Annotated in this window: 21 protein-coding genes; 16 read left to right on the top strand and 5 right to left on the bottom strand. The window is 68.4% G+C overall.

The annotated features are described in order from the left end of the window. Positions 1-48 precede the first annotated feature (48 nt). Positions 49-1,374 carry a M23 family metallopeptidase gene (locus tag GYM46_RS06545; protein ID WP_008260466.1) on the bottom strand — a complete coding sequence of 442 codons (1,326 nt, stop codon included), beginning with the start codon at positions 1,372-1,374 and terminating at the stop codon, positions 49-51. Positions 1,375-1,727: 353 nt separating this feature from the next. Here GYM46_RS06545 and GYM46_RS16685 point away from each other — a divergent pair, with 353 nt between their 5' ends. From GYM46_RS16685 to GYM46_RS06530, 3 genes are all read left to right on the top strand, one after another. After that, positions 1,728-5,036 carry an intermembrane phospholipid transport protein YdbH family protein gene (locus tag GYM46_RS16685; protein WP_232216201.1) on the top strand — a complete coding sequence of 1,103 codons (3,309 nt, stop codon included), beginning with the start codon at positions 1,728-1,730 and terminating at the stop codon, positions 5,034-5,036. Between the two features lie 76 nt (positions 5,037-5,112). Beyond that, positions 5,113-5,301, top strand: a complete 189-nt coding sequence (locus GYM46_RS06535) for a YnbE family lipoprotein (RefSeq protein ID WP_008262758.1) — start codon at positions 5,113-5,115, stop codon at positions 5,299-5,301. A gap of 32 nt (positions 5,302-5,333) precedes the next feature. Next, positions 5,334-5,693, top strand: a complete 360-nt coding sequence (locus tag GYM46_RS06530) for a DUF1318 domain-containing protein (protein WP_008261324.1) — start codon at positions 5,334-5,336, stop codon at positions 5,691-5,693. A gap of 51 nt (positions 5,694-5,744) precedes the next feature. Here the strand turns inward: GYM46_RS06530 and GYM46_RS06525 are convergent, their stop codons facing one another. Then, positions 5,745-6,911, bottom strand: a complete 1,167-nt coding sequence (locus tag GYM46_RS06525) for a DNA cytosine methyltransferase (protein ID WP_008261759.1) — start codon at positions 6,909-6,911, stop codon at positions 5,745-5,747. 79 nt (positions 6,912-6,990) lie between these two features. Between GYM46_RS06525 and GYM46_RS06520 the strand changes: the two genes are divergently transcribed. Continuing rightward, positions 6,991-7,446 (top strand): COG3650 family protein, encoded by a 456-nt coding sequence (locus GYM46_RS06520; protein WP_008263361.1) that lies wholly within the window; start codon positions 6,991-6,993, stop codon positions 7,444-7,446. A 13-nt stretch (positions 7,447-7,459) separates the two neighbouring features. Here the strand turns inward: GYM46_RS06520 and GYM46_RS06515 are convergent, their stop codons facing one another. After that, positions 7,460-8,233, bottom strand: a complete 774-nt coding sequence (locus GYM46_RS06515; RefSeq protein WP_008263690.1) for a LytTR family DNA-binding domain-containing protein — start codon at positions 8,231-8,233, stop codon at positions 7,460-7,462. Positions 8,234-8,390: 157 nt separating this feature from the next. On the opposite strand from GYM46_RS06515, the gene GYM46_RS06510 reads away from it, so the two are divergent. Continuing rightward, a complete protein-coding gene (locus tag GYM46_RS06510) occupies positions 8,391-8,915 on the top strand; it encodes a DUF2306 domain-containing protein (RefSeq protein WP_008260551.1) in 525 nt (174 codons plus the stop codon). Here the strand turns inward: GYM46_RS06510 and GYM46_RS06505 are convergent. Next, the gene (locus GYM46_RS06505; RefSeq protein ID WP_008260658.1) at positions 8,912-9,679 is read right to left on the bottom strand and encodes a TetR/AcrR family transcriptional regulator; all 768 of its coding nucleotides are present in this window, start codon (positions 9,677-9,679) and stop codon (positions 8,912-8,914) included. The genes GYM46_RS06510 and GYM46_RS06505 overlap by 4 nt on opposite strands. Before the next feature lie 189 nt (positions 9,680-9,868). On the opposite strand from GYM46_RS06505, the gene GYM46_RS06500 reads away from it, so the two are divergent. The 11 genes from GYM46_RS06500 to GYM46_RS06450 all read left to right on the top strand — a co-directional run bounded on the left by GYM46_RS06500 (position 9,869) and on the right by GYM46_RS06450 (position 23,760). After that, complete coding sequence (locus GYM46_RS06500) at positions 9,869-12,094, top strand: TonB-dependent receptor (RefSeq protein WP_008263148.1); 2,226 nt, start codon at positions 9,869-9,871, stop codon at positions 12,092-12,094. 119 nt (positions 12,095-12,213) lie between these two features. Continuing rightward, complete coding sequence (locus GYM46_RS06495) at positions 12,214-13,734, top strand: spinster family MFS transporter (RefSeq protein ID WP_008259696.1); 1,521 nt, start codon at positions 12,214-12,216, stop codon at positions 13,732-13,734. Positions 13,735-13,833: 99 nt separating this feature from the next. Beyond that, positions 13,834-15,024, top strand: coding sequence for an ADP-forming succinate--CoA ligase subunit beta (gene sucC / locus GYM46_RS06490; protein WP_008263529.1), 1,191 nt, complete (start codon positions 13,834-13,836; stop codon positions 15,022-15,024). Positions 15,025-15,057: 33 nt separating this feature from the next. Further along, positions 15,058-15,969 (top strand): hypothetical protein, encoded by a 912-nt coding sequence (locus GYM46_RS06485; protein WP_008263103.1) that lies wholly within the window; start codon positions 15,058-15,060, stop codon positions 15,967-15,969. A 53-nt stretch (positions 15,970-16,022) separates the two neighbouring features. After that, entirely contained in the window at positions 16,023-16,286 is a 264-nt protein-coding gene (locus GYM46_RS06480) for a ribbon-helix-helix protein, CopG family (RefSeq protein ID WP_008263623.1), read from the top strand. Then, positions 16,270-16,695: a PIN domain-containing protein gene (locus GYM46_RS06475; protein WP_008262108.1), complete on the top strand. Its 426-nt coding sequence runs from the start codon at positions 16,270-16,272 to the stop codon at positions 16,693-16,695. Before GYM46_RS06480 ends, GYM46_RS06475 begins: the two co-directional genes overlap by 17 nt. 18 nt (positions 16,696-16,713) lie before the next feature. Further along, the gene (gene sucD / locus GYM46_RS06470; protein ID WP_008262761.1) at positions 16,714-17,616 is read left to right on the top strand and encodes a succinate--CoA ligase subunit alpha; all 903 of its coding nucleotides are present in this window, start codon (positions 16,714-16,716) and stop codon (positions 17,614-17,616) included. Positions 17,617-17,988: 372 nt separating this feature from the next. After that, entirely contained in the window at positions 17,989-21,003 is a 3,015-nt protein-coding gene (locus tag GYM46_RS06465) for a 2-oxoglutarate dehydrogenase E1 component (RefSeq protein WP_008258795.1), read from the top strand. 42 nt (positions 21,004-21,045) lie between these two features. Next, positions 21,046-22,569: a 2-oxoglutarate dehydrogenase complex dihydrolipoyllysine-residue succinyltransferase gene (gene odhB / locus GYM46_RS06460; protein WP_008259347.1), complete on the top strand. Its 1,524-nt coding sequence runs from the start codon at positions 21,046-21,048 to the stop codon at positions 22,567-22,569. Between the two features lie 56 nt (positions 22,570-22,625). Then, positions 22,626-23,261 carry a glutathione S-transferase family protein gene (locus GYM46_RS06455; protein ID WP_008263124.1) on the top strand — a complete coding sequence of 212 codons (636 nt, stop codon included), beginning with the start codon at positions 22,626-22,628 and terminating at the stop codon, positions 23,259-23,261. 154 nt (positions 23,262-23,415) lie between these two features. Continuing rightward, positions 23,416-23,760 carry a hypothetical protein gene (locus tag GYM46_RS06450; protein WP_197019800.1) on the top strand — a complete coding sequence of 115 codons (345 nt, stop codon included), beginning with the start codon at positions 23,416-23,418 and terminating at the stop codon, positions 23,758-23,760. Here the strand turns inward: GYM46_RS06450 and prfA are convergent, their stop codons facing one another. After that, positions 23,761-24,828: a peptide chain release factor 1 gene (gene prfA / locus GYM46_RS06445; RefSeq protein ID WP_008262463.1), complete on the bottom strand. Its 1,068-nt coding sequence runs from the start codon at positions 24,826-24,828 to the stop codon at positions 23,761-23,763. Between the last annotated feature and the right edge of the window lie 104 nt (positions 24,829-24,932).

Genomic DNA, 24,932 nt, shown 5'->3' with positions numbered 1-24,932 from the left:
CCCGCGCCGGCGAAGGCGCGGGTTGAGGAAGCGCGTCGTCAGGCTTGATCAGCCCCGAACGGGGCGCAGACCGTCGGCGGAGGCTTGTTGCAGGGCCGGGCGCTTCTGTCCGCCGGATGCGATGATGCGGTCGATGCGGGCCTTTTCGGCGCGGAAGGCGGCCAGGTCGCCGCCGGCCAGTTCGGTGCCTTCCTGGGTGCGGACGCCGGCGGGATTGATCCGCTGGCCGTTGCGCCACAGTTCATAGTGCAGGTGGGGGCCGGTCGAGGCGCCGGTCGAACCGACATAGGCGACGACCTGGCCCTGGCTGACGCGCTGGCCGGCGCGAATGCCGGAGCCGTAGCGCGACAGGTGTCCGTAGCCGCTCTCGAGCCCGTTGTTGTGACGGATGCGCAGCCAGTTGCCATAGCCGCCCCAGCGACGCGCCTCGACCACCACGCCGTCGGCGGGGGCCACGATGGGCGTGCCGGAGCCGGCGGCGAAGTCGATGCCCTGGTGCATCTTCTTGTAGCCCGAGATCGGGTGGGTGCGGAAACCGAAGCCTGACGAGACGCGGCGGAAATTCTGCAGCGGGGTGCGCATCATGGCCGAGCGCAGGTTCTTGCCCGAGGCGTCGAAGAACTGGGCTTCCTTCGCGCCGGCCGGCTTGAACCGATAGAAGGTGACGCCGCGCAGTTCGGCGTACATCAGGTCGCCGACGCCCACGGTGCGACCGGCCTCGGTCACGTCGCGGTCGAAGACCATGGTGAACTCGTCCGAGGCGCGGATGTCGCGCTGCATGTCGAACTTGGTGGCGAACAGGCGGCTGGCGGAGCGGACGATGGAGGCGGTGGCCCCCAGTTCACGGGCGCTGGCGGACAGGGAGCGTTCGACGTCGCCCTTCAGGACCACGGTCTCGTGCGTGACTTTTTCTTCCAGCGAACGCAGGCGCAGGGCGCCGTCGAAACTGCGCGACACGGTCAGCTGGCTGGCCGGGCCGGTGCGCATGGTCAGGCCGATCAGGCGGGCGTCGCCCCGGCCGTCGCGCGGCTTGGCGATGGCGGTTTCGAAGCGAAGGCCGGCGCGGAGGTCGGCGAGGTCGAAGGCGTTGGCGACGGTGGCGGCGACGGCGCTGGCTTCTTCCGGCGCGACGCCGGTGCGGCGCACGGCCTGCTCGAAGGTTTCGCCACGACGGATCTGGACGGGGACGGCTTCCGGGGCGGTCATGCCGGCCGGGGCGTTGGCGGCGGCGAAGGCCTGGACTTCCATGGCGGCCATCTGGGCCGACGACATTACGGGAACTTCTTCCGCCTGAGCGGGTTGGTAGACTCGACCGGCCAGCAGGGCGACCGAAATGGCGGCGGCGGCGGTCACGACATGCGGTGCGAGACGCATAGGTTGGCGGCGTGGGTCGAACTGAGCCATCGGTCTCATCGTGTTGCGACGCCCGAGGCGCCAAACTTTTTACCCAAAATCGCGCCGATAGACCCCGAGCGCGAAGTCATCGGCTATAACCTGCCTGTCTCAGTTTGGGAAGACAGACCGTTACAAACCGTTAAGAACCGGACGTGGGCGGAAAAAGTCTCACAGACTCATGCGATTGACACGCAGGCTCGCCCTCTTGTCGCCCAGCTTGGCTGCGACGGACGCAGGGTTCGGGCCTGTCGGCGACGCTTGAGGCTTGTATTCGCATCGAGGGTGGCGATGGTGGTCCGGCGATCAGTTCTCAATCGATACGGCGTCCCTGTTTGACCGAAGTTCCGGCCACTCCTTCCGACCGATCCCCAGGCGTCAGGCGCAAGGGCGGCCTGCGGCGTCGACTGGGCCTGGGCCTGCTCGCCGTGTTCGTGGTCGTGGCCCTGCTGGCGGCCGCCCTCTATCTGAATCGCCGGGCCGCAGCGCGCGAGGTTCTGGTCGGCTGGCTGGAGCGTCAGGGCGTCCAGGCCGATGTGGAGGTCGAGCGGATCGAGCTGGACGGTTTCGTCGGCCGCATCCGCATCGGCGACCCGCGCAATCCGGATGTGACCGTCGAGCGGGTCGAGGTGGATTACGCCGTGGCCCTGCCCTGGTCCAGGACCGGCGTGGGGGTGACGCCCAGTCGGATCCGCCTGGTGCGGCCGGTGATGCGGGCCAGCTGGAAGAAGGGAAAACTGTCCCTGGGGTCGCTCGATCCTCTGGTCGAACAGTTCGCAGGCGGGCCGCCCAGGCCGGACTCGCGCAGCCCTCTGGTGATCGTCGAGGGCGGGCGGGCGCGGCTCGATACCGAATATGGGCCGGTTCAACTGCTGGCCGATGCGCGGGTGGACGACGGCAAGCTGATGCGTTTGAGCGCACGGATGCCGCGGGCCGCGCTGAAGAGCGGAGAATTCGAGGCTGACGGCCTGGGGGCCGTCGTCGATCTGACGACGACCGGCGACCGGGTCGCGCTGCGGGTCGAGGCCGAAGGCGACCGGGTCCAGACCGCCGCCCTGAACGGTCGGGCGATGCGGCTGAACCTGACCGGCGACCTGCCCTATCCCGACATGAAGAGGCGGCGCGGCGACGGCCGGGCCGTGGTCGACGCCCGTCTGGTCGGCGACGTGCTGGGCTTCGCCCAAAGCGGGGGCGCGGGCCGGGGCGGACAGCAGACGCAGGCGCGGGACGCGGAGCTGTCGGCGCGGTTCGACGGCGTGACGGCCGGATGGATCGAGACCTTCCGGCTGGAAGGCGCGACCGCCCTGAACCTGAAGGCGGCGGCGATCGATGGGCCGGGGCTGGCGGCGCGTCAGGTCGCCGGTTCGGCGACGGGCGGGCGGTTGACCGTGTCGCGCGATGAGGCCGTCCGCTGGAGCCTGGAGACGCCGCTCAATTTGAGAGCCGCCTCTGGCCAGGCCGGCGAGGCCAAGGCGCAGAACCTTTCGATCCAATCGAACGGTCTGTCCATGGGCGGGCGGAATACGGCCTTCGAGGCGACCGGGCCGGTTACGGCGGCGTTCGACCGGATCGGTTTCGGCGACCTGATGCTGAAACAGGCGCGGGGCGAACTGAGCCTCGACGTGGTTCAGGACGGGGCGATCCGGATCGCGGCCGAAGGCGGCCTGCGCTCGGCGGGCGGCGCCTGGCCCCTGTTCGGGCCGGTCGGGCCGGATGAGATCGCCGAGCTGACCGAGATGAAGACGGCGCTGGGGGATTTCGCCCTGAACGCGCCCGCCATCCGCTTCGCCACGGGGTCGGCGGGGACCAGCGTGACCCTGGCCCGGCCCGTCACCCTGACGCCGGCCAACGGCGGAATACTGACCGTCGCCCAGGCGGGAACGGGGGCCTATCAGGCCGAACCGGGCCGTCTGGGCGGCGGGGCCCTGACCCTGACGGCGACGCGGGGGCGAGGCCTGCCGGAAATGGCCGTGGCCGTGCCTGAGTGGCGGCTGACGGACAGCGGGTTCGAGGCCCTGCTGGACGGGCGGGCCCAGCTGGACTTCGACCTGGCGCGCGGCATCGACGCCCGGACGCGGGGTCTGCTGGCCATGGCGGGCGGGCGGCTGACCTATGCGACGTCCGACTGTGTGGATCTGACGGTCGAACGGCTGGAGCTGGACGAGAACGACGTCCATCGGGTGGCCGGAAAACTGTGTCCCGAGGCCGGGCCTCTGCTGAGTTCCAAGGACGGGATCTGGCGCGTCGCCGGCGGTTTCCAGGGCGTGTCGGCCGACGCCCCCTTCCTGGGCATGCGGTTCGCCGAGGCCTCGGGCCGAGTGGTGGTCGATGGGACCAAGGCGGGGGTCGGGCTGACGGCGACGGTGGCGGGGGCCCAGGTCGTCGATGCGACCACGCCCAAACGGTTCGAGACCCTGGCGGCTTCCGGCCAGGCGACCCTGGCCAATGAGCGCTGGACCGGCGGGTTCGACCTGAAGGGAACCGGCAAGGCGGCCGCGACCACCCTGGGGCGGTTGACCCTGGCCCACGACGGTCGAACCGGGGCCGGGGGCGTTCACATCGCCGCGCCGGAGGTGCGGTTCGTCGAAGGCGGCCTTCAGCCCTCGATGCTGAGCCCCCTGGTCGAGGCCTTCGTCCAGTCGCCGGCGACCGGCGTCGTCGGGTTCGACGGCCGGTTCGACTGGACCAAGGACGGCGAGCCGACGTCCAGCGGGCGGTTGAGCGTGCCGGGGCTGGACTTCGTCAGCCCGGCCGGGCCGGTCAAGGGCGCGCGCGGCGAGATCGAATTCACCAGCCTGAGCCCCGCCATCATCACGGCGCCGAACCAGAGGCTGACGGTCGACAGTCTGGACATCGGGGCCGACGCGACGGCCCTGGACCTGAACTTCGCCATCGACGCGGCGGGGTTCAGCATCGCCGGCGGGTCGGTCCAGGCCGGGGGCGGGACCGTCTCCATCGAACCGCTGGTCGTGCCGCTGGACCCGACCCAGGCCTATAGCGGGGTCATCGTGCTGGACCGGGTCCAGCTGGGGGATGTGGTCGCCGACAGCGGTTTCGCCGACAAGGTGATGCTGGACGCGGTGGTGTCGGGCCGGCTGCCCTTCACCATGGACCCGAAACTGGGCCTGAAGATCACGGCCGGCGCCCTGGGCGCGGTCCAGCCGGGGCGGCTGTCGATCCAGCGCGACGTGCTGACCGATGTGGATGCGGGCGGCGGGGGCGCGGACGTTCCGCCCAATATGGTCGAGGACCTGGCCTATCAGGCGATGGAGCATCTGGCCTTCGACGTGCTGAGCGCGGATGTGAACAGTCTGGACGAGGGACGGATCTCGGTCCTGTTCCACATCCGCGGGCGGCACGAACCGCCGCAGCGCCAGGAACTGCGCCTGACGGTGGCCGAGCTGATCAGCCGGGAGTTCCTGAACCGGGAACTGCCCCTGCCGTCGGGCACCCAGATCGACCTGACGCTGGACACCACCCTGAACGCCAACCAGTTGTTCGCCGACATCATGGCGGTCAATCGGGCGCGTCAGGGTCAGAAAGAGCCAGCGCCGACGCCCGCGCCCGAGACGGGGCCCGAGACTGAGCCCGAGACTGGGCCCGAGACTGGGCCCGAGACTGGGCCCGAGCCCGAAGCGCAGTGAGTCGAACCATTCAGCGACCGTTCACGCGATAGCGTGCTAATGACCTCTCAACCTTGACCGACCCGGAGTTCTCGCCATGATCAACAAGCGCCAGTTGGCCGGACTCGGCCTCGGGGCGGTCGTCGTCGCCGTCGCGGCCTGCGCCCCGACCATCCGTCTGGAGGTTGCGCCGATCCAGATCTACGCCAAATTGGACGCAGACGTCCGCGTCCGGCTGGATCAGGAGCTGCAGCAACTGCTTCAGCAGAACCCGAACCTCTTCTGATCGCCTCGCTTCTTTTGAAAGGACAGGCCGATATGAGCCTTCGTAAATTCCTCGCTGTCGGCGCCCTCGCCGCAGCCGTTTCATTCGGCGGCGCCGCCCTGGCCCAGACCGCAGCCCAGAAGACCCTGGTCGACCAGGCCAAGGCCGCCGGCACCGTGGGTGAACAGGCCGACGGCTATGTCGGCTTCCGCGTCAGCACCTCCGACGCCGCCCTGCGCGCCGCCGTCGACGCCATGAACGCCGGCCGCCGCGCCGCATACGCCCGCAGCGCGGCCGAGGCGGGCACCAGCGCCGACGTCGCCGGCGCCCGGATGTTTGAAAGCCAGCTGCTGCCGCGCATCCAGTCGGGCCAGTGGTACCGCAACGCCCAGGGCCAGTGGGTCCAGCGCTGAGCCGGGCCTGAATGATCGATCCGGCGTTTCGCCGGGTCGATCCCGCGGGCTTCAGGCCGCTGTGCGACGCGAGCTCAGGGCCGGCAGAAGCAGGCCTTCGGTCAGGGCGCGCACCACGGGCACGGCGACGGCGTCGCCCATCAATTTCAGCGCCGCGCTCTCGCTGTCGGGCAGACGATAGTCGTCCGACACGCCCATAAGTCTTGCCGCCTCGCGTCCGGTCAGGCGACGCACCCGCGTCCGACCGCCGTCGCAGACCACCACATATTGCCGCGACGACCCGCCCGCCGGGGTGCGCAGACAGCCGGCCAGGCCGTCGAACCGGATCTCAAGCCGCTGGACCTTGCGTCCGTCTTCGGTCCGCACCCGGCGATAGGCGGCGCCGACCACGCGCCGGCCGGAGGCGACGGCGGCCTCGATCCGGGCGCGGTGCAGCGGAGCGGCCAGGGCCAGGATCTCCGCGCCGTCGTCCAGCCATTCCACGGATTCATCCGGCTCCAGCAGGGCGGCGAGATCCAGGTTGCGCCGGGGCGGGACCGGCAGACTCCACCAGGCCCAGGCCGCGCGCACGGCGTCCGGCAGCCGGGCATGGGCGGCGATCAGGCGGGCGGAGTGGAAGGGTCCAGAGGGGGCGCAGGCCTCGGGCGCGCCGTTCAGGGCCGACTCCTGAACCGCCACGATGAACAGGCGGGGCCGTGACTGGGGCAGCCAGTGGGCGGCGTCCATCTCCAGCGCCCCGACGCGATAGCCGGCCTGGACCATGGCGGCGCAGACGGCGGAAAAATCCCGGCCCGTTTCGTCTTTGGGGCCGGAGGTCAGCAGACCGATGACGTTTTCCAGCACGATGACGCGGGGCGCCCGCCCTTCGACCGCCAGGCCCTGGATCAGACGCCAGAAGCCCCAGAAGGCGCCGGATCGACCGGCCTCCAGTCCGCCTCGCGCCCCGGCCAGGCTGACGTCCTGACACGGCGACGAGGCCCAGGCCAGATCGGGCGCGCCCGGCAGGTCGGCGGGGCGCAGGGACCAGACGTCGCCCAGATGGAAGCGGATGTCGGGATGGTTGGCGACGAAAGCCCGCCCCTTGGCGGGGTCCATGTCGTTGGCGAAGACGGTGTCGACGCCGGCCCATCTCTGGCCTGAGAGGCCGGCGCCGGACAGGCCCAGGCCCGCGAGACCGCCCCCGGCGAAGAATTCATAGGCGGTCGGGCGAATCGACATGCGGCCACCATAACTCAGCCCGGCCCCTTGACCGAGGCCGGCCCCGTCCACACCTGCAGGCCGAACGCGGGGGTCCGTCATGCGCGCCATACTCACCACATTGCTGATCGGGCCGGTTCTCGGCCTGACCCTGGTCGGTTGCTACGACCGTCGGGACAAGGCGCCCGAATCCGCGCCGCCGCCCGAGGCCGCGCCGGTTCTGGCAGGGGTCGATCTGGGCAAGCCGGTGCGGGCCCTGGGGACCGAACCCTTCTGGAGCGTAGAGATCACGCCGGACACCCTGATCTACACCCGGATGGACCAGCCGACGCAGCGGGCGCCGAACCGCGGGGCGACGGTTCAGGGGACGGTCGCCACCTACGCCACCTCCACCGACCTGAATGCGGCGATGAACGTCGTGCTGATCGCCACCGAATGTTCGGACGGGATGAGCGACCGCACCTATCCGCTGACCGCACGGGTCGAGATCGGCGACGACACCCTGAGCGGTTGCGCCGCATCGGCATCGGCCTTGAAAGTCGCGCCGGCGCCCTGACCGGCCCCTGCCGTCACCACCAGTCGGCTTCGCGCAGGGTGCGGGCGTAGCGGCGGCTGACGGGGACGCTGAGACCGCCCTCCAGCGTCAGGGTGGCGCGGCCGTCGCCCCGGTCGACGCCGCGCACGGCGGATCGGGCCACCCACCAGCTGCGATGGGTGCGGGCGCCCTCCAGCCCCTCCAGCTCTTCGACCGCGTCGGACAGGCGCATCAGGATCAGGTCCGAGCCCCGGTCGGTGTGCAGGCGCAGATAATGATCCTCGGCCTGGACGGCGTAGAGGGTCGCGCCCCTGAGCTTCAGCGGCAGCCGGTCCAGGAAACGGACCGGGGGCGGCGAGGCCGGCGCGGGGGAGGCGGGCGCGGCGTGGGTCTGGACCGGCTGGGCCCGGCCCAGGAAGACATTGACGGTGGTGACCGCCAGGGTGACGACCAGGACCGGGCCGAACAGCTGGGGCAGGGCCGCCAGCGGATAGAGTTTCTGGGCGAAGAACAGGCCGGTCGCCGCCCAGACGATGACGCTGAGGGGGCCGGTGATTACGGCGGTCATCACCGCCACCGTCAGCCAGGGGCGGTCGTCCACATTGACGAACCGCGTCACGATCCGGCTGCACAGGTGGCCCCACAGCCCGCCCAGGATCATCATCAGCACCCAGTAGGCCAGGCGCTGGACATAGGGGGCGTTGGCGCTGCCGAAGGCGCCGGTGGTCGCCAGGAAGACCCCGACCAGACTGGCGACGACCAGGCCGCGCAGGAAGGTTCGGCGACGGTCGGCGGCGGGAGACGTCATGGCGGCTTTCGAAGGAGGGACGCCTGTCTGAAATCATGATTTCGGGGCCGGAGGAAGGGGCGTCCGTTCGCGAAGCCGGGGTGGTCGTTGACGCAGAACGGGAGGCGCGACCGCGAGCCGGGCTTCAGAAGCGGCGGGACACATCGCCGGAGTCTCCATGTCCCGTTTCGCCCGTTTCGCCCCGTCCATCGCCGCCCTGGTCCTGCTGGGCGTCCCCATTGTCGCCTATCTGGCGGCGGACGGGGGGCGGATCGCCCTGCTCGGGTTCAGTTTGCGCGCGCCGGACTTCGGCCTGCTGGCGGCGGCGCCGACCGCGATCCAGATCCATGTGGCGGCGGCCCTGACCGCCCTGGCCATCGGCATCGTGCTGCTGGCGGGGATCAAGGGGACGCGGCTGCACCGGGCGCTGGGCTGGATCTGGGTGCTGGCCATGGGGACGACGGCGGTCAGCTCGTTCTTCATCCACACGATCAACCCCGACGGGCCGGCCGGCCTGTCGTTCATCCATCTGATCAGCGGCTGGACGGTGGTGAGCCTGCCGATGGCGGTCCATGCCGCGCGGCGTCATCGGGTGCAGGCGCACCGGCGGGCGATGACGGGCATGTTCGTGGGCGGGCTGATCGTCGCCGGCGCGCTGACCTTCCTGCCCGGACGGCTGATGTGGGCGATCTTCTTCAGCTAGCGGGGCGACATGCCGACGACGGCGCGGAAGCCGGCGGCGGCGAAGCGAACCATGTAGTCGCCGGCCGTCTCCAGGTCCCCGGATCGGGCCAGGCCGCCCGACAGCCGGTCCAGACGGCCCGTCTCGCCCAGGGTCAGGGTCAGGGCGCCCGACAGATTGTGATAGCCCCAGTACAGGTCCACCTCGCTGGCGTCCGGCAGGACCACGGCGATCAGCTCGATCAGACGACGGATGGCGGGGTCGAAATAGCGGGCCATGGTCTCGCCCCCGAAGGTGGGGTTGGCGTTGGTCTGGGCCACCAGGGCGGCATAGTGTTTCCAGCCCGGCCCGCCTTTCAGCGACCATTCGAACGGGGGGCGCAGGAAGGCCTCGAGCAGGCCCTCCAGGGTCATGTCCGGCCCGGCGGCCTCGGCGTAACGATCAATGGCGGCGACGCGGTCGTCGTTCCAGACCTCGGCCCGGCGCAAGAAGACGGCGTCGAACAGGTCGCGCTTGGCCCCGAAATAGTAATGGACAAGTGCGGTGTCCACGCCCGCCTCGCGCGCCACCTCGCGGATGGTGACGCCGTAGAAGCCGTGTTTGGAGAACAGGTCCTCGGCCGCGTCCAGGATCAGGTCGCGCGTCTCGCCGGCGGCCTTGGCCTGGGCCTTGGGCGGACGGCCGCGTCGGCCGGGCCCCTGAGCCGAAGGGGCGCCAACGGCCGACTTGCGGCGCGCGGCGGCGATGGAACGGACGGCGGGGGGCGACGCGGCGGGCTTGCTCATGATCGGGAGGCTAGGCGGGCGTTCGCACCGGTGCAACGGCGCCACGCCCCGGATCGAAGCGGCGGCGCGGTGACGCGGGGAAGGGGGAGGGTTTGACAGACGGCGGAAACCGGGTCAGGTTCAGGAAAATCATTGAACGCTGAATAAAAGCGTCAACGGGCTGGAAACGACAACCAAAGGGGTAGGATCATGAGACATCATGTGAAGTGCGCGCTGCTGGCCGGCGCGGCTTGGGGCGTGCTGGCGGGGGCTTCCACGGCCCAGGACGCCGAGGCGGCGGCCCAGGCGGCCAATGCAGGGCAGGCCAATATGGTCGAGGACATCGTCGTCACCGCCCGTCGGCGCGACGAACAGCTGAAGGACGTGCCGGTCGCGGTCTCGGCCCTCAGCGCCGAGCGGCTGGAACAGACCGGCGCGACCAATATCACGGCCCTGCAGCAGCAGACGCCGAACGCCACGGTGCAGATCGCCCGCGGCTCCAACTCGACCCTGATCAGCTTCATCCGCGGCGTGGGCCAGCAGGATCCGCTGTGGGGCTTCGAGCCCGGCGTCGGCCTCTATATCGACGACGTCTATGTGGCCCGTCCCCAGGGCGCGGTGCTGGACATCTTCGACATCTCGCGGATCGAGGTGCTTCGCGGGCCGCAGGGCACCCTCTACGGCCGCAACACCATCGGCGGTGCGATCAAATACGTCACCAAGCGGCTGGGCGACGATCCCAGCCTGACGGCGCGGGCCGAGGTGGGCTCGTACAATGAGCGCAACTTCCTGCTGTCCGGATCGGTCCCGGTGGGTGATACCTTCGCCATCGGCGGCGCGGTCGCCACCTATCAGCACGACGGCTACGGCGAGAACCTGAACACCGGCCAGGACCAGTACGACAAGGACGTCACCGCCTATCGCGCCAGCGCCGAATGGACGCCGAACGACAGCCTGTTCTTCCGTCTGGCCTGGGACCGGGTCGAGGACGACTCCAGCCCCCGTCACGGCCACCGCGAGGTGAACTCGACCACCGGCGGCTATACGCCCCCGGCCAACGAATATGACACCTACGCCGGCATCACCGGCGAGCAGAAGGTGGTCACCGAGGGCGTGTCCCTGACCGGCGAATACCGGGTCAACGACATGCTGACCCTGAAGTCGATCACCGCCTATCGCAGCGGCGACACCGAGACCATCATCGACTTCGACCAGACGCCGCTGCCAACCCTGGACGTGCCGGCCATCTATTCGGACGACCAGTTCACCCAGGAGTTCCAGGCCCTGTTCACCGGCGATCGCTGGTCGGGCGTGGCGGGCGTCTTCTATCTGGACGGCACCTCCTCGGGCGCCTTCGACACCATCGCGGGCAATCTGGGCCTGGCCATCGCGGCGGCGGGGTCGGTGGACACAAAGTCCTTCTCGGTGTTCGGCGACTTCAGCTACGACATCTCTGACCGGCTGCACGTCTCGCTGGGCGGGCGCTACACCAAGGACGACAAGGACGCCTCGGTCCTGCGCCTCTTCTATCTGGGCGCCACGCCGACGCCCTACACCGGCGGAGTCGCCCGGCCGATCTTCGCCACACGCACCGACTACACCGCTTCGGACAGCTTCGAGAAGTTCACGCCGCGCGCCAGCATCTCGTATGACTTCAGCGAGGAAATCACGGGCTACGCCTCGGTCAGCCAGGGCTTCAAGTCGGGCGGCTGGGACATGCGGGGCGACGCCGCCCTGGTGCCACAGACGGTCAATGGCTACCAGCCCGAGACGGTCACCACCTATGAGCTGGGCCTGAAGGGGTCGGCCTTCGACCGGCGGATGAATTTCGCCTCGGCGGTCTTCTATTCCGACTACAAGGACCAGCAGATCACGACCCAGCAGGTGGCCACGGCCCCGGCCGTCGGCATCGCCTCGGTGGTCGACAACGCCGGCGCCTCGACCATCTACGGCTTCGAGCTGGAAGGGTCGGCCTTCCTGACCGACGACATCACCGCCAACTTCTCGCTGGGCTATCTGAAGAACGAGTTCGACGAGTTCATCACCCGGATCACCGGCACGCCGGTCGATATCTCCGACACCCGCGAGCCGCAGAACTCGCCCGAATGGTCGGCCTATTACGGCATGACCTGGCGGGGCGACATCATGGGCGGGGAGATCCGGGTCACGCCGTCGCTGTCCTATCGCTCGGACTACCACCTGTTCGACACGCCGGATCCCATCCTGGACCAGGACGGCTATGTCCTGGCCGACGCCAGCGTGGTCTGGATCGCGCCAAGCAAACAGTGGGAGGTCGGCCTGTTCGGCCGCAACCTGACCGATGTCCGCTACAAGGTCGGGGGCTACAGCTTCCCGGGCGCGACCTACAACAACTCGATCAGCGCCTTCTACGGCCCGCCGACCACCTATTCGGCGCGCCTGACCTACCGGTTCTGATTGTCACCAAATGCCTGATGCTGGGGCGGCGGTTTTCGGGCCGCCGCCCTTTGCTTTGCAGAGACCAGACTTGGGGCTAGGCTCGCCCCAACAAGAAAAATACGCCGAGGGAAACGCCGATGACGACCGACACGCTGACGGACGCGCAGGCGCCCGCGCCGCACCGACCGGGCTACCGCTTCTATGTGCTGGCGGTGCTGATCCTGATCTACATGCTGAACTTCCTGGACCGGCAGATCATCGGCATCCTGGCCGCGCCGCTGAAGGAAGAGTTCGGCATGTCCGACAGCCAGTTCGGCCTGTTGGGCGGCATCGCCTTCGCATCGGTCTATTCGACCCTGGCCATTCCCCTGGCCTGGATGGCTGATCGGTTCAGCCGGGTCTGGATCATGACCGGAGCCCTGGCGGTCTGGTCCGGCTTCACCGCCCTGTGCGGCATGACGGGGTCGTTCGGTCAGCTGTTCCTGTGCCGTATGGGCGTGGGCGTGGGCGAGGCGGGCGGGGTCGCCCCGGCCTATTCGCTGATCGCCGACTATTTCCCGCCCCATCAAAGGGCGCGGGCCCTCGCGGCCTTCGCCTTCGGGATTCCGCTGGGCATGGCGGCGGGCACCCTGGTCGGGGGGCTGCTGGCGGCGACCTACGGCTGGCGCACGGCCTTCATCGTCGTCGGCCTGCTGGGCCTGCTGGTCGCGCCCCTGCTGAGGCTGACGGTGAAGGATCCCCAGCGCGGCGGAACCGATGCGGTCAAGACCGAGGCCCAGGTCGCCGCCCTGGCGGCCGCGCCGGCCGGCACGGACCGGGCGGGCAGGATCGCGGCCCAGGTCATGCTGGGCCTGGGCGCCGGGCTGCTGCTCCTGGCGGCGGCGAACTGGTTGCTGGGCGTGTCCCTGGGCAGTCCGCTGGTCCTGGCCTTCGGCGGCCTGCTGGCCGGGGTGATCGGCGTGTCGCTGATGGTGGCGCGACGCACCGCCTCGGTGGTGATCCGCAAGCCCAGCTTCTGGCTGCTGGGCCTGGGCGCGGCCTCGTCCTCGGTGTGCGGCTATGGCGTCGCGGGCTGGTTGCCGCTGTTCTTCATGCGCAGCTTCGACCTGACCCTGCGTCAGACCAGCTGGTATTACGCCGGCATCGCCCTGATCGGCGGTCTGCTGGGCATCTGGCTGGGCGGCATGATCGCCGACAAGCTGTCGAAAAAGGGCAAGGGCGCCTATCCCCTGACCCCGGCCATCGCCTTCCTGATCTCGGCGCCCTGTTTCATCTTGGCGATGAACTCGCCCTGGCTGATCGGCCTGGTCCTGCCGGGCGGCGGCAGCAACACCCAGCAGCTGGTCCTGGCCTTCCTGATCTTCCTGTTGCCGACCGGCCTGAACCTGGCCTGGCTGGGGCCGATCACGGCGGCGGTCCAGCATCTGGTCCCGGCGGCCATGCGGTCCACGGCCTCGGCCCTGTTCCTGCTACTGAACAATCTGCTCGGGATCGCGGTCGGCTTCTACTATTTCGGCTGGATGAGCGACCTGCTGGCGCCCCGGTTCGGGGAAGAGAGCCTGAGGTGGGCCATCTACACCGGCATGGGCTTCTATGTGCTGGCGGCGGTCTTGCTGATCGGGGCCTCGCGGACGCTGAAGCGGGACTGGGTCGACTGAAGCTTAGACCAAAACCATGGTCGACCCCTGTTGCGCCTGCGAAGGGGCGGAGCCTATAAGCCCCGCAAACCCTTCCCAGCAAAGATTGCGGCGGTCGCCATGAACATCCACGAATATCAGGCCAAGCAGGTTCTCAAGGGCTTCGGCGCCCCGGTCGCCGAGGGCGTGCCCATCACCTCGGCCGATCAGGCCGAGGCCGCCGCCAAGCAACTGCCTGGCCCGCTCTATGTCGTGAAGTCGCAGATCCACGCCGGTGGACGCGGCAAGGGCAAGTTCAAGGAACTGCCGGCCGACGCCAAGGGCGGCGTGCGCCTGGCCTTCTCGATCGAGGACGTGGTCAAGAACGCCAAGGAAATGCTGGGCAACACCCTGGTCACCGCCCAGACCGGCGAGGCCGGCAAGCAGGTCAACCGCCTCTATATCGAGGACGGCGCCGACATCGCCCGCGAACTGTACTGCTCGCTGCTGGTCGACCGTCAGTATGGCCGCGTGGCCTTCGTCGTCTCGACCGAGGGCGGCATGGACATCGAGGCCGTCGCCCATGACACGCCCGAGAAGATCCAGACCATCGTCATCGACCCCGCCACGGGCGTGACCGAGGCCGACGTCGCCGCCATCAACGCCGCCTACGGGCTGACGGGCGATGCGGCCGAAGACGGCAAGTCGCTGTTCCCGGCGCTGTACAAGGCCTTCGTCGAGAAGGACATGGCCATGCTGGAAGTGAACCCGCTGATCGTCATGGAGAACGGCCGCCTGCGCGTCCTGGACGCCAAGGTCAGCTTCGACGGCAACGCCCTGTTCCGCCACGAAGACATGCGCGCCCTGCGCGACGAGACCGAGGAAGACGCCAAGGAAATCGAAGCCTCCAAGTGGGACCTCGCCTATGTCTCGCTGGACGGCAACATCGGCTGCATGGTCAACGGCGCCGGCCTGGCCATGGCGACGATGGACATCATCAAGCTGTACGGCAAGGAGCCGGCCAACTTCTGCGACGTCGGCGGCGGCGCCGGCAAGGAGAAGGTCGCTGCGGCCTTCAAGATCATCACCGCCGACCCGAACGTCCAGGGCATCCTAGTCAACATCTTCGGCGGCATCATGAAGTGCGACGTCATCGCCGAGGGCGTCGTCGCCGCGGTGAAGGAAGTCGGTCTGAAGGTGCCGCTGGTCGTGCGTCTGGAAGGCACCAACGCCGAACTGGGCAAGAAGATCCTGAACGAGTCGGGCCTGACCATCCAGGCCGCCGACGATCTGGACGACGCCGCCCAGAAGATCGTCGCAGCGGTCGGCTAGGTCCGGCGGCTCGCCCCCAGGCGGACGTCGTCGATGGCCGTGTTCGAAGTCGTCGCCATGGCCCTGGCGCCGGAGCGGCATGTCGCGGCCTTCGTCGATCACTTCCGCCGCAAGGGGGCCGCGCGCGTTCGCGTCTATTTCGACAGCGCGGCCGCGCCGGCGCCGGACGCCGTGGGCCTGGCTGAAGGCGAGCTGATCGTCTGTGACGACGCCTTCTGGTCCGCCCTTGGCGGTCGGCCGGCGACGGTCGAGGATCGGCAAAGGGGCGTCTATGGCGCGGCCTATCGCAGCCTGGCCGCCGACTGGCTGCTGGTCGTCGATATCGACGAGCGGCTGTTCGGCGCGGTCTCGCCGGCCGCCGTGCTGGAGGCGGTTCCGGCCGACTGTGAGTCCGTCATCTTCGAGACCGTCGAGGCGGTCTGGCGATCCGGGGACGATCTCAATCTGGAATACGGGGCCAGTCTGGCCCGCAAGTCCTACAGCGGGCCGTTCTGGTCCGAGCTGAGCAATGGCCTCTATCCGGGCGCCGGCAAGTTCTTCGTCCGGGGACTGCTGGGCCACCATATGGGCAAGCACGCCGTGCGGCGCGGCCTGGCAGACATCACCGTCTGCATCCACGAATCCAAGCGGGCGGAGGTTCCGTTGAAGGCCGCCCGCGCCCGCGACCTCGGCGCTGGCGGTCGGGCCTGGCTGCTCCACTATGACGCCATCAGCCTGGACGGCTGGCGCGCCAAATGGGATCGACGGCTGGCTGTCGGCGATACGGCCGAGTGCGGCCGTCGCCGAAGACGACAGCAGACAGACTACGCCGAGGCGCGGGCCGCGGGCCGGGAGGCCGCGCTGTTCGAGAGACTGTACGCCCTGACGCCGGTTCAGGCCTGGATTCTGCGGCGGCTGGGATTGTTGCTCGATATTCCGAGCCCCCGCTGGCCGACAAGGGACTGACTTGCCCCGTCTCGCTCCACGGCCTATGTGTTCCACATAACCCGTGTAGACCAATGACCCGCAACCTGACCCTCGCCATCGACGACGACCTGCTCGACAAGGTGCGGGTTCTGGCCGCCATGAAGCGGACCAGCGTCAACGAGATGGTGCGTGGCTTCCTGACACGGCTGGTCGAGCAGGAGACCTCCAAGGACGAGGCGCGCGAGGCGCTGCTGAAACTGATCGACGAATCCGAAGGCCGCGGGGGCGAGGGTTGGCGTCTCCCCACACGGGAAGAAACCTACAGCGGAGACCCTCGGTTTGATCGCGAGTTCTGAGGTCTTTCTCGACACCAATATTCTGCTCTACGCCGCTCTTGGTCGGGACCATGCGGGGCATAGGTGGGAGCGTGCGCGCGAGATCGTGCTGACCGAGGACTATTGCACCTCGGGCCAGGTGCTCGCCGAATTCTACAACAACGCCACGCGCAAGGGCGCGCCGCCGCTTTCGTCGGACAAGGCCCGCGAATGGGTCCGCGTCGTCGCCATGAAGCCCTGCCAGCCGATCACGCCGGAGGTGGTGGTCGCGGGCGTCGACAACGCCCGCCGCTATCAGCTGTCCTACTGGGACGGCGCCATCATCGCCGCCGCCGAGCGGCTGGGCGCCAAGGTGCTCTATTCCGAAGTTCTCACTCACGGTCAGACCTACGGGTCGGTCCGCGTCGAAAACCCCTTCCTCTCCGCCTAGCCAAAGAAGCGAGACCCCATGTCCATCCTCGTCAACAAAGACACCAAGATCATCGTCCAGGGCCTGACCGGCAAGACCGGCGGCTTCCACACCGAACAGGCCCTGGCCTATCACGGCACCAAGATGGTCGCCGGCGTGCACCCGACCAAGGGCGGCACGAACTGGACGGGTTCGCACGGCGAAACCCTGCCCATCTACGCCTCGGTCGCCGAAGCCAAGGACGCCACGGGCGCCGACGCCTCGGTGATCTATGTCCCGCCGTCGGGCGCCGCCGCCGCCATCATCGAGGCCATCGACGCCGAGATCCCCTTCATCACCTGCATCACCGAGGGCATCCCGGTGCTGGACATGGTCAACGTCAAGCGCCGCCTGGAAGGCTCCAAGTCGCGCCTGCTGGGTCCGAACTGCCCGGGCATCCTGACGCCGGACGAGTGCAAGATCGGCATCATGCCGGGCAATATCTTCAAGAAGGGCTCGGTCGGCATCGTGTCGCGTTCGGGCACCCTGACCTATGAGGCCGTGTTCCAGACCACCAACGAAGGCCTGGGCCAGACCACGGCCGTCGGCATCGGCGGCGATCCGGTCAAGGGCACCGAGTTCATCGACGTGCTGGAACTGTTCCTGGCCGACCCGGAAACCACCTCGATCATCATGATCGGTGAGATCGGCGGCGGCGCCGAAGAAGACGCCGCCCAATTCCTGATCGACGAAGCCAAGAAGGGCCGCAAGAAGCCGATGGCCGGCTTCATCGCGGGCCGCACGGCTCCGAAGGGCCGCACCATGGGCCACGCCGGCGCCGTCGTCTCGGGCGGCAAGGGCGATGCGGAATCCAAGATCGCGGCGATGGAAGCCGCCGGCATCCGCATGTCGGAATCGCCGGCCCGCCTGGGCAAGACCCTGGTGGAAGTGCTGAAGGGTTAAGAAGCCAAGGCGCACAGGCGCCTCTCCCTCCCCCTGCGGGGGAGGGGCGTCGCGTCAGCGACGGGGTGGGGGCGGCCAGGCTGGGCCGCACCTGTCTAGTTTTAGGGGGTCTGTGGGGCGTCGCCCTGCCCGCCCCACCCGGCTCCGCTTCGCTTCGCCCCCTCCCCCGTGGGGGAGGGAGGATGAAAAATGCCGGTCTCGGCAGGATTGGACGCCCCCGGTTTCGGCCGGGGGCGTTTTTCTTTGCGCCTGCGACCAATTTCTCACCGAATTGCCCCGTTTCGGTCATGACCCATAAGGAAAGCACGCCTATATGACGGGCGCGCCCCTCACGGAGATGTGTCCGGCGGGGCCCAAGGGATAGCGAGAACAATGGCGGACGATGCGGGTCGGCTGAACCAGGTCTTTGCCGAGACCTCTTTCCTCTACGGGTCCAATGCGGCCTATATCGAGGAGCTGCACGAGAAGTGGGCCAATGATCCCGGCTCGGTCTCGGCGGAATGGAAAGCCTTCTTCGACCAGTTGCGCGACAACGCCGCCAGCGTGAAGGCCTCGGCCGAGGCCGGCGCCTGGGGGCGCGGAACCGCCACCGAGCCCAATGAGGCGAACGCCGTGTTCGACGGCCGCTGGCCGGCGCCCAAGCCCGACCCCAAGAAGCCCGGCGCCGCGCCGGCGCCTGCAGCGGCCAAGGCCGCGCCGGCCGAGGTTTCAGGCGACGCGATCCGCGCCGCCGCCCATGATTCCATTCGCGCCCTGATGCTGATCCGCAGCTATCGCGTGCGCGGCCACCTGCAGGCCAAGCTGGACCCGCTGGGCATCGAACAGCCGGTCGAAAACCCGGAACTGACGCCGGAATTCTATGGTTTCAGCGCCGCCGACATGGATCGTCCGATCTTCCTGGACGGGGTCCTGGGGCTTCAGACCGGCACGATCCGCCAGGTGCTGGACCTGCTGAAGCGCACCTACTGCGGCAATATCGGCATCCAGTACATGCATATCGCCGAGCCGGAGGAGAAGTCCTGGCTGCAGCAGCGGTTCGAAGGGCCGGACAAGTTCGAGCAGAACGCCTTCACCAAGGAAGGCAAGCTGGCCATCCTGAACAAGCTGATCGAGGCCGAGGGCTTCGAACGCTTCCTGCACAAGCGTTTCCCCGGCACCAAGCGGTTCGGCCTGGACGGCGGCGAGGCCATGGTCCCGGCGCTGGAGCAGGTGATCAAGCGCGGCGGCAATCTGGGCGTCGACGAGGTCGTGCTGGGCATGGCCCACCGCGGCCGCCTGAACGTGCTCGCCGCCGTGATGGGCAAGCCCTACAAGGTCATCTTCCACGAGTTCCAGGGCGGTTCGGCCGTGCCCAGCGACATCGAGGGCTCGGGCGACGTCAAATATCACATGGGCGCCAGTTCGAACCGCGAGTTCGACGGCAACCACGTCCACCTGTCGCTGACCGCCAACCCGTCGCACCTCGAGATCGTCAATCCGGTGGTGCTGGGCAAGGCGCGCGCCAAACAGGCGTTCGACATCCGTGAGGCCAACGCCGGCAAGCCCGAGGCCGAATGGGCGCTGGACCGTTCCAAGGTCGTGCCCCTGCTGATCCACGGCGACGCCGCCTTCGCCGGCCAGGGCGTGGTGGCCGAGTGTTTCGCCCTGATGGGGCTGAAGGGCTACCGCACCGGCGGCACCCTGCATTTCGTCATCAACAACCAGATCGGCTTCACCACCAGCCCGCGGAACTCGCGCTCGTCGCCGTACCCGTCGGACGTGGCGCTGATGGTCCAGGCGCCGATCTTCCACGTGAACGGCGATGATCCCGAAGCGGTCGTCTTCGCCGCCAAGGTGGCCACCGAATACCGCCAGAAATTCCACAAGGACGCGGTGGTGGACATGTTCTGCTATCGCCGGTTCGGCCACAACGAAGGCGACGATCCGACCTTCACCCAGCCGCTGATGTATTCGAAGATCCGCGCCCAGCCCTCGACCCGTGAACTGTATTCGCAGCGTCTGGTCGCCGAGGGCGTGCTGACGCAGGCCGAGGTGGACGCCGAGATTGCGCGGTTCGACACCTTCCTTGACGACCAGTTCGAGGCCGGCAAGACCTGGTCCGCCGAGAAGGCCGACTGGCTGGACGGCCAGTGGCAGGGTTTCCAGTCGCCCAAGGACGAACTGCGCGGCGAGACCGCGGTGCCCCTGGCCAAGCTGACCGACCTGGGCCACCGCCTGACGACCATCCCCAACAGCGTCGACATGCACAAGACGCTGAAACGGGTCATCGACGGCCGGCGCGAAGCCATCACCTCGGGCGAGGGCCTGGACTGGGCCACGGCCGAGAGCCTGGCCTTCGCCTCGCTGGTGGACGAAGGCTTCCCGGTGCGTCTGTCGGGCCAGGATTCGGTGCGCGGCACCTTCTCGCAGCGCCATTCGGGCATCATCGATCAGACGACCGAAGAGCGGTACATCCCGCTGAACAACCTCCGCGAAGGCCAGGCCAACTACGAGGTCATCGACTCGGCTCTGTCGGAAGAGGCGGTGCTGGGCTTCGAGTACGGCTATTCGCTGGCCGACCCCAACACCATGGTGATGTGGGAAGCCCAGTTCGGCGACTTCGTGAACGGCGCCCAGGTGGTGATCGACCAGTTCATCAGCTCGGGCGAACGCAAGTGGCTGCGGATGAGCGGCCTGACCATGCTGTTGCCGCATGGCTATGAAGGCCAGGGACCGGAACACTCGTCGGCCCGTCTGGAGCGCTTCCTGCAACAGTGCGCCGAAGACAATATGCAGGTCGCCAACTGCACCACCCCGGCCAACTATTTCCACATCCTGCGTCGCCAGATGCACCGGCCGTTCCGCAAGCCGCTGATCCTGATGACGCCCAAGAGCCTGCTGCGTCACAAGAAGGCGGTCTCGTCGATGAAGGATCTGGCGGAGGGTTCGTCCTTCCACCGCGTCCTGCACGACGACGCCCAGACCCGCCCCGACGTCGCCGGGATCAAGATCAAGGCCGACAAGGCGATCCGCCGCGTCATCCTGTGTTCGGGCAAGGTCTATTACGACCTGCTGGACGCCCGCGAGAAGAAGGCCAAGGACGGCCAGGCGGTGGACGACGTCTATATCCTGCGCCTGGAGCAGTTCTATCCGTGGCCGATCCAGTCCTTGCGCAAGGAACTGGCCCGCTTCCCGAAGGCGGAAGTGGTCTGGTGCCAGGAAGAACCCAAGAACATGGGCGGCTGGACCTTCGTCGATCCGTGGCTGGAGCTGACGCTGGACAAGCTGGACGTCGCCTCCAAGCGCGCCCGCTACGTCGGCCGTCCCGGTTCCGCCTCGACGGCGGCCGGCCTGATGAGCCGCCACCTGAAGGAACTCGAGACCTTCACCAACGAAGCCTTCGCCTGATACACCTCACCGAATACTCCCAAAGAGACAGCTGGACCCGACATGGCCGACATCCTGACCCCCGCCCTCGGTGAATCCGTCACCGAGGCCACCATCGCGAAATGGACCAAGAAGGTCGGCGACGCGGTCAAGAAGGACGAACTGCTCGTCGAACTGGAGACCGACAAGGTCTCGCTGGAAGTGGTGGCGCCGGCCGACGGCGTCCTGGGCGCCATCAACGCCGCCGAGGGCGACACCGTCGTGCCGGGCACGGTCCTGGGTTCGGTGACCGAAGGCGGCGCGGCCGCCGCTGCGGCTCCGGCCTCGGCCCCAGCCAAGGCCGCCAAGGCCGAGGCCAAGGCGGCGCCCGCCGCCGCTGCGTCCAGCATCGACATCACCGTGCCGGTGATGGGCGAAAGCGTCGCCGAGGGCTCTATGGGCAAGTGGCTCAAGAAGAGCGGCGACGCCGTCAAGAAGGACGAACTGCTGGTCGAGATCGAGACCGACAAGGTCGCGGTCGAGGTTTCGGCGCCGGCTGACGGCGTGCTGACCATCGCCGCCGACGAGGGCGCGACCGTCACCCCCGGCCAGAAGATCGGTTCGGTTTCGGGTTCGGGCGCAGCCGCTTCGGCTCCGGCCGCCGCTGCCCCGGCGCCTGCCGCCGCTCCGGCCAACACCGGCTCGGCCCAGGTCTCGGGCGGCAAGAACGACACCCTGTCGCCGGCCGTCCAGCGCGTCGTCGCCGAAAACAATCTGGATCCGAAGGCCATCGCCGCCACGGGGCCCAAGGGCAATATCACCAAGGCTGACGCCATCGCCGCCATCGGTCAGGCCGCCCCGGCTCCGACCGCCGCCGCCGCCGCGCCTTCGGCCCCGCGCGCCGTCGGCCCGCGCGAAGAGCGGGTGAAGATGACGCGCCTGCGTCAGACCATCGCCCGTCGCCTGAAGGAATCGCAGAACACGGCCGCCCAGCTGACCACCTTCAACGAGGTGGACATGACCAATGTCATGGCCCTGCGCGCCCAGTACAAAGAGGTGTTCGAGAAGCGCCACGGCGTGAAGCTGGGCTTCATGTCCTTCTTCACCAAGGCCGTGGTTGCGGCCCTGCACGAGATTCCGGCCGTCAACGCCGAGATCGACGGCACGGACATCATCTACAAGAACCACTATGACATCGGCGTCGCCGTCGGCACCGAAAAGGGTCTGGTGGTTCCGGTGCTGCGCGACGCCGACACCCTGAGCCTGGCGGGCATCGAAAAGGGCATCGGCGCCCTGGGCAAGGCCGCCCGCGACGGCGCCCTGACCATGGACCAGCTGCAGGGCGGCACCTTCACCATCACCAACGGCGGCACCTATGGGTCGCTGATGTCGACGCCGATCCTGAACGCCCCGCAGTCGGGCATCCTGGGCATGCACAACATCGTCCAGCGCCCGATGGCCATCAACGGCGAGGTCAAGATCCGTCCGATGATGTACCTGGCCCTCAGCTATGATCACCGCATTGTCGACGGCAAGGAAGCCGTGACCTTCCTGGTCCGCATCAAGGAACTGCTGGAAGACCCGCAGCGGGCCCTGCTGGACCTGTAAGAGACGGAAAGGCGGCGAGGTTCTCGTCGCCTTTTTCTTTCCCGACGAGGCCGATCATGCTGACCCTCTATACCGCCCCCGGATCCTGCAGCCGGGCCAGCCATATCGCGCTGGAAGAGTCCGGCCTGGCGTTCGAAGCCCGCCTGGTCGACTTCGGCCAGGGGGACCAGCGCCGGCCCGAGTTTCTGGCGATCAATCCCAAGGGGCGGGTTCCGGCTCTGGTGACCGATCAGGGCGTCCTGACCGAAAGCCCGGCCATTCTGGCCTATATCGCCGCCCTCGCTCCGCAGGGTCTGCTGGCGCCCGTCGAGCCCTTCGCTCTTGCGCGGATGCAGGCCTTCAACCTCTATCTGGCCTCGACTGTCCACGTCGCCCACGCCCATGGCCGCCGGGCCTCGCGCTGGAGCGACGACGCTGCGGCCCAGGCCTCGATGGCGGCCAAGGTGGCGCAGAACATGCGGGACTGTTTCACCCTGATCGAGGCGGATCTGGCCCGGAACGGAGACAGCGACTGGGTGATGGGCGACGCCTATTCCGTCGCAGATCCCTATCTGTTCACCTTCACCGGCTGGCTGGAAGGCGACGGCGTGGATGTGGCCGAGTTTCCGAATGTACGCGCCCATTACGACCGGATGGGCCGGCGTCCGGCGGTCGTCCGGGCGCTCCAGGCCGAGCAGACGCGCGCAGCCTGAGATATCATCGGTTGTGTCTCGTTTGCGCCGGTTGGACCTTTTCAGCCGACTAAGGGGTTTTCCGCACTTACGGCCCGGGCGGGAATGACGCCTTATTCCCGCCATGGAGTGGGCAGCGCGCGCGATAGGGGTGTTCTACGTCTTGGGCGGGCTGATGCTTCTGTATCAGGCCTGGCTCAACTGGCGTTTGCAGCGTGCATTGTCGGGGCTGATCCCGGTGTCCGTCACCGACCAGGTCGGGGACGGGGTGATTGCGCTGGGCGCCATGCTGGTCCTGGCCTCCGGCGCGGCCCTGGCGGCGCTCAGCGGCTGGGCGGTCGCGGCCTTCCTGGCCGGGTGGACGATCCAGGCCCTGTATCTGCTGTGGAATGATCGCGCCGTCCGCATCGCCGAGCCTACGGCCCTGAGCGGCCGTCGCCGGTCGGTCCACGCCTTCGCCGGCTATACAGCCGTCACGGCCCTGGTGCTGTGCCTGCCCATGCTGGGCGTGCTGGGCTGATCAGCCGAACTCGGCCTCGAGATCCGCCAGGCGTGCGGCCTGGTCCTCGGCGATCAGGGCGTTCAGCATGGGGTCCAGATCGCCTTCCAGGATCTGGGGCAGGCTGTGCAGGGTCAGGCCGATGCGGTGGTCGGTCACCCGGCCTTGCGGAAAGTTGTAGGTGCGAATCCGCTCGGACCGGTCGCCCGACCCGACCTGGGATTTGCGCGAGTCGGCGCGTGCCAGATCCTTGGCCTGGCGCTGCATGTCGTACAGGCGGACCCGCAGGTTCTTCATCGCCTTGTCGCGGTTCACGTGCTGCGATTTCTCGGAGCTGGTGGCCACGATTCCGGTCGGAAGGTGGGTGATCCGCACGGCCGAGTCGGTCTTGTTGACGTGCTGGCCGCCCGAGCCGGAGGCGCGGAAGGTGTCGATGCGGATGTCCTTTTCCAGGATTTCGATCTCGACGTCCTCGACCTCGGGCAGGACGGCGACGGTGGCGGCCGAGGTGTGGATGCGGCCCCCGGCCTCGGTGGTCGGCACGCGCTGGACGCGGTGGACGCCGCTCTCGAACTTCAGCCGGCCGAAGACGCCGTCGCCGGTGACGGTGGCGATGATCTCCTTGTAGCCGCCGGCGTCCCCTTCGGTCGCTGAATCCAGCTCGATCCGCCAGCCGCGCGTGGCGGCGTAGCGCGAATACATGCGGAAAAGGTCGCCGGCGAACAGGGCCGCCTCGTCGCCGCCGGTGCCGGCGCGGACTTCCAGCACGGCCGAGGCGTTCTCGTCGGCGTCGCGCGGGGCCAGCAGCAGAGCGACGTCGCGCTCCATCTGCGGCAGGCGCTCGGTCAGGTCGCGCAGCTCGTCCTGGGCCATGGCGGCCATTTCGGGATCGGCGGCCATGACCTCCAGATCGGCCATCTCGGCGCGGAGTCGGGCCAGACCCTGGACCGCGTCGGCGACGGGCTTGAGCTCGGCGTGCTCCTTGGACAGGCGGACGATCTCGACGCCGTCCGTCGCCGCACCCATGCGGGCCTCCACCTCGTGGAAACGGTCGAGCACCTGATCGAGACGGGCCTGGGGCAGACGCAAGGGGGCAATCCTGGAGAAAGGGAGGGCCGTCCTTAGCGCGCCGAGGGGCGCGATGTCGATTGTCGGCGGGGACCCCGGTCGGCGCCGGGATTGTGATTTTGGAT

Origin of the sequence: Brevundimonas mediterranea (genome assembly GCF_011064825.1) — a bacterium.
Lineage (GTDB): Bacteria > Pseudomonadota > Alphaproteobacteria > Caulobacterales > Caulobacteraceae > Brevundimonas > Brevundimonas mediterranea_A.
The sequence above is the reverse complement of the archived record's forward strand: the minus strand, read 5'-3'. Positions and strand labels throughout refer to the sequence as shown.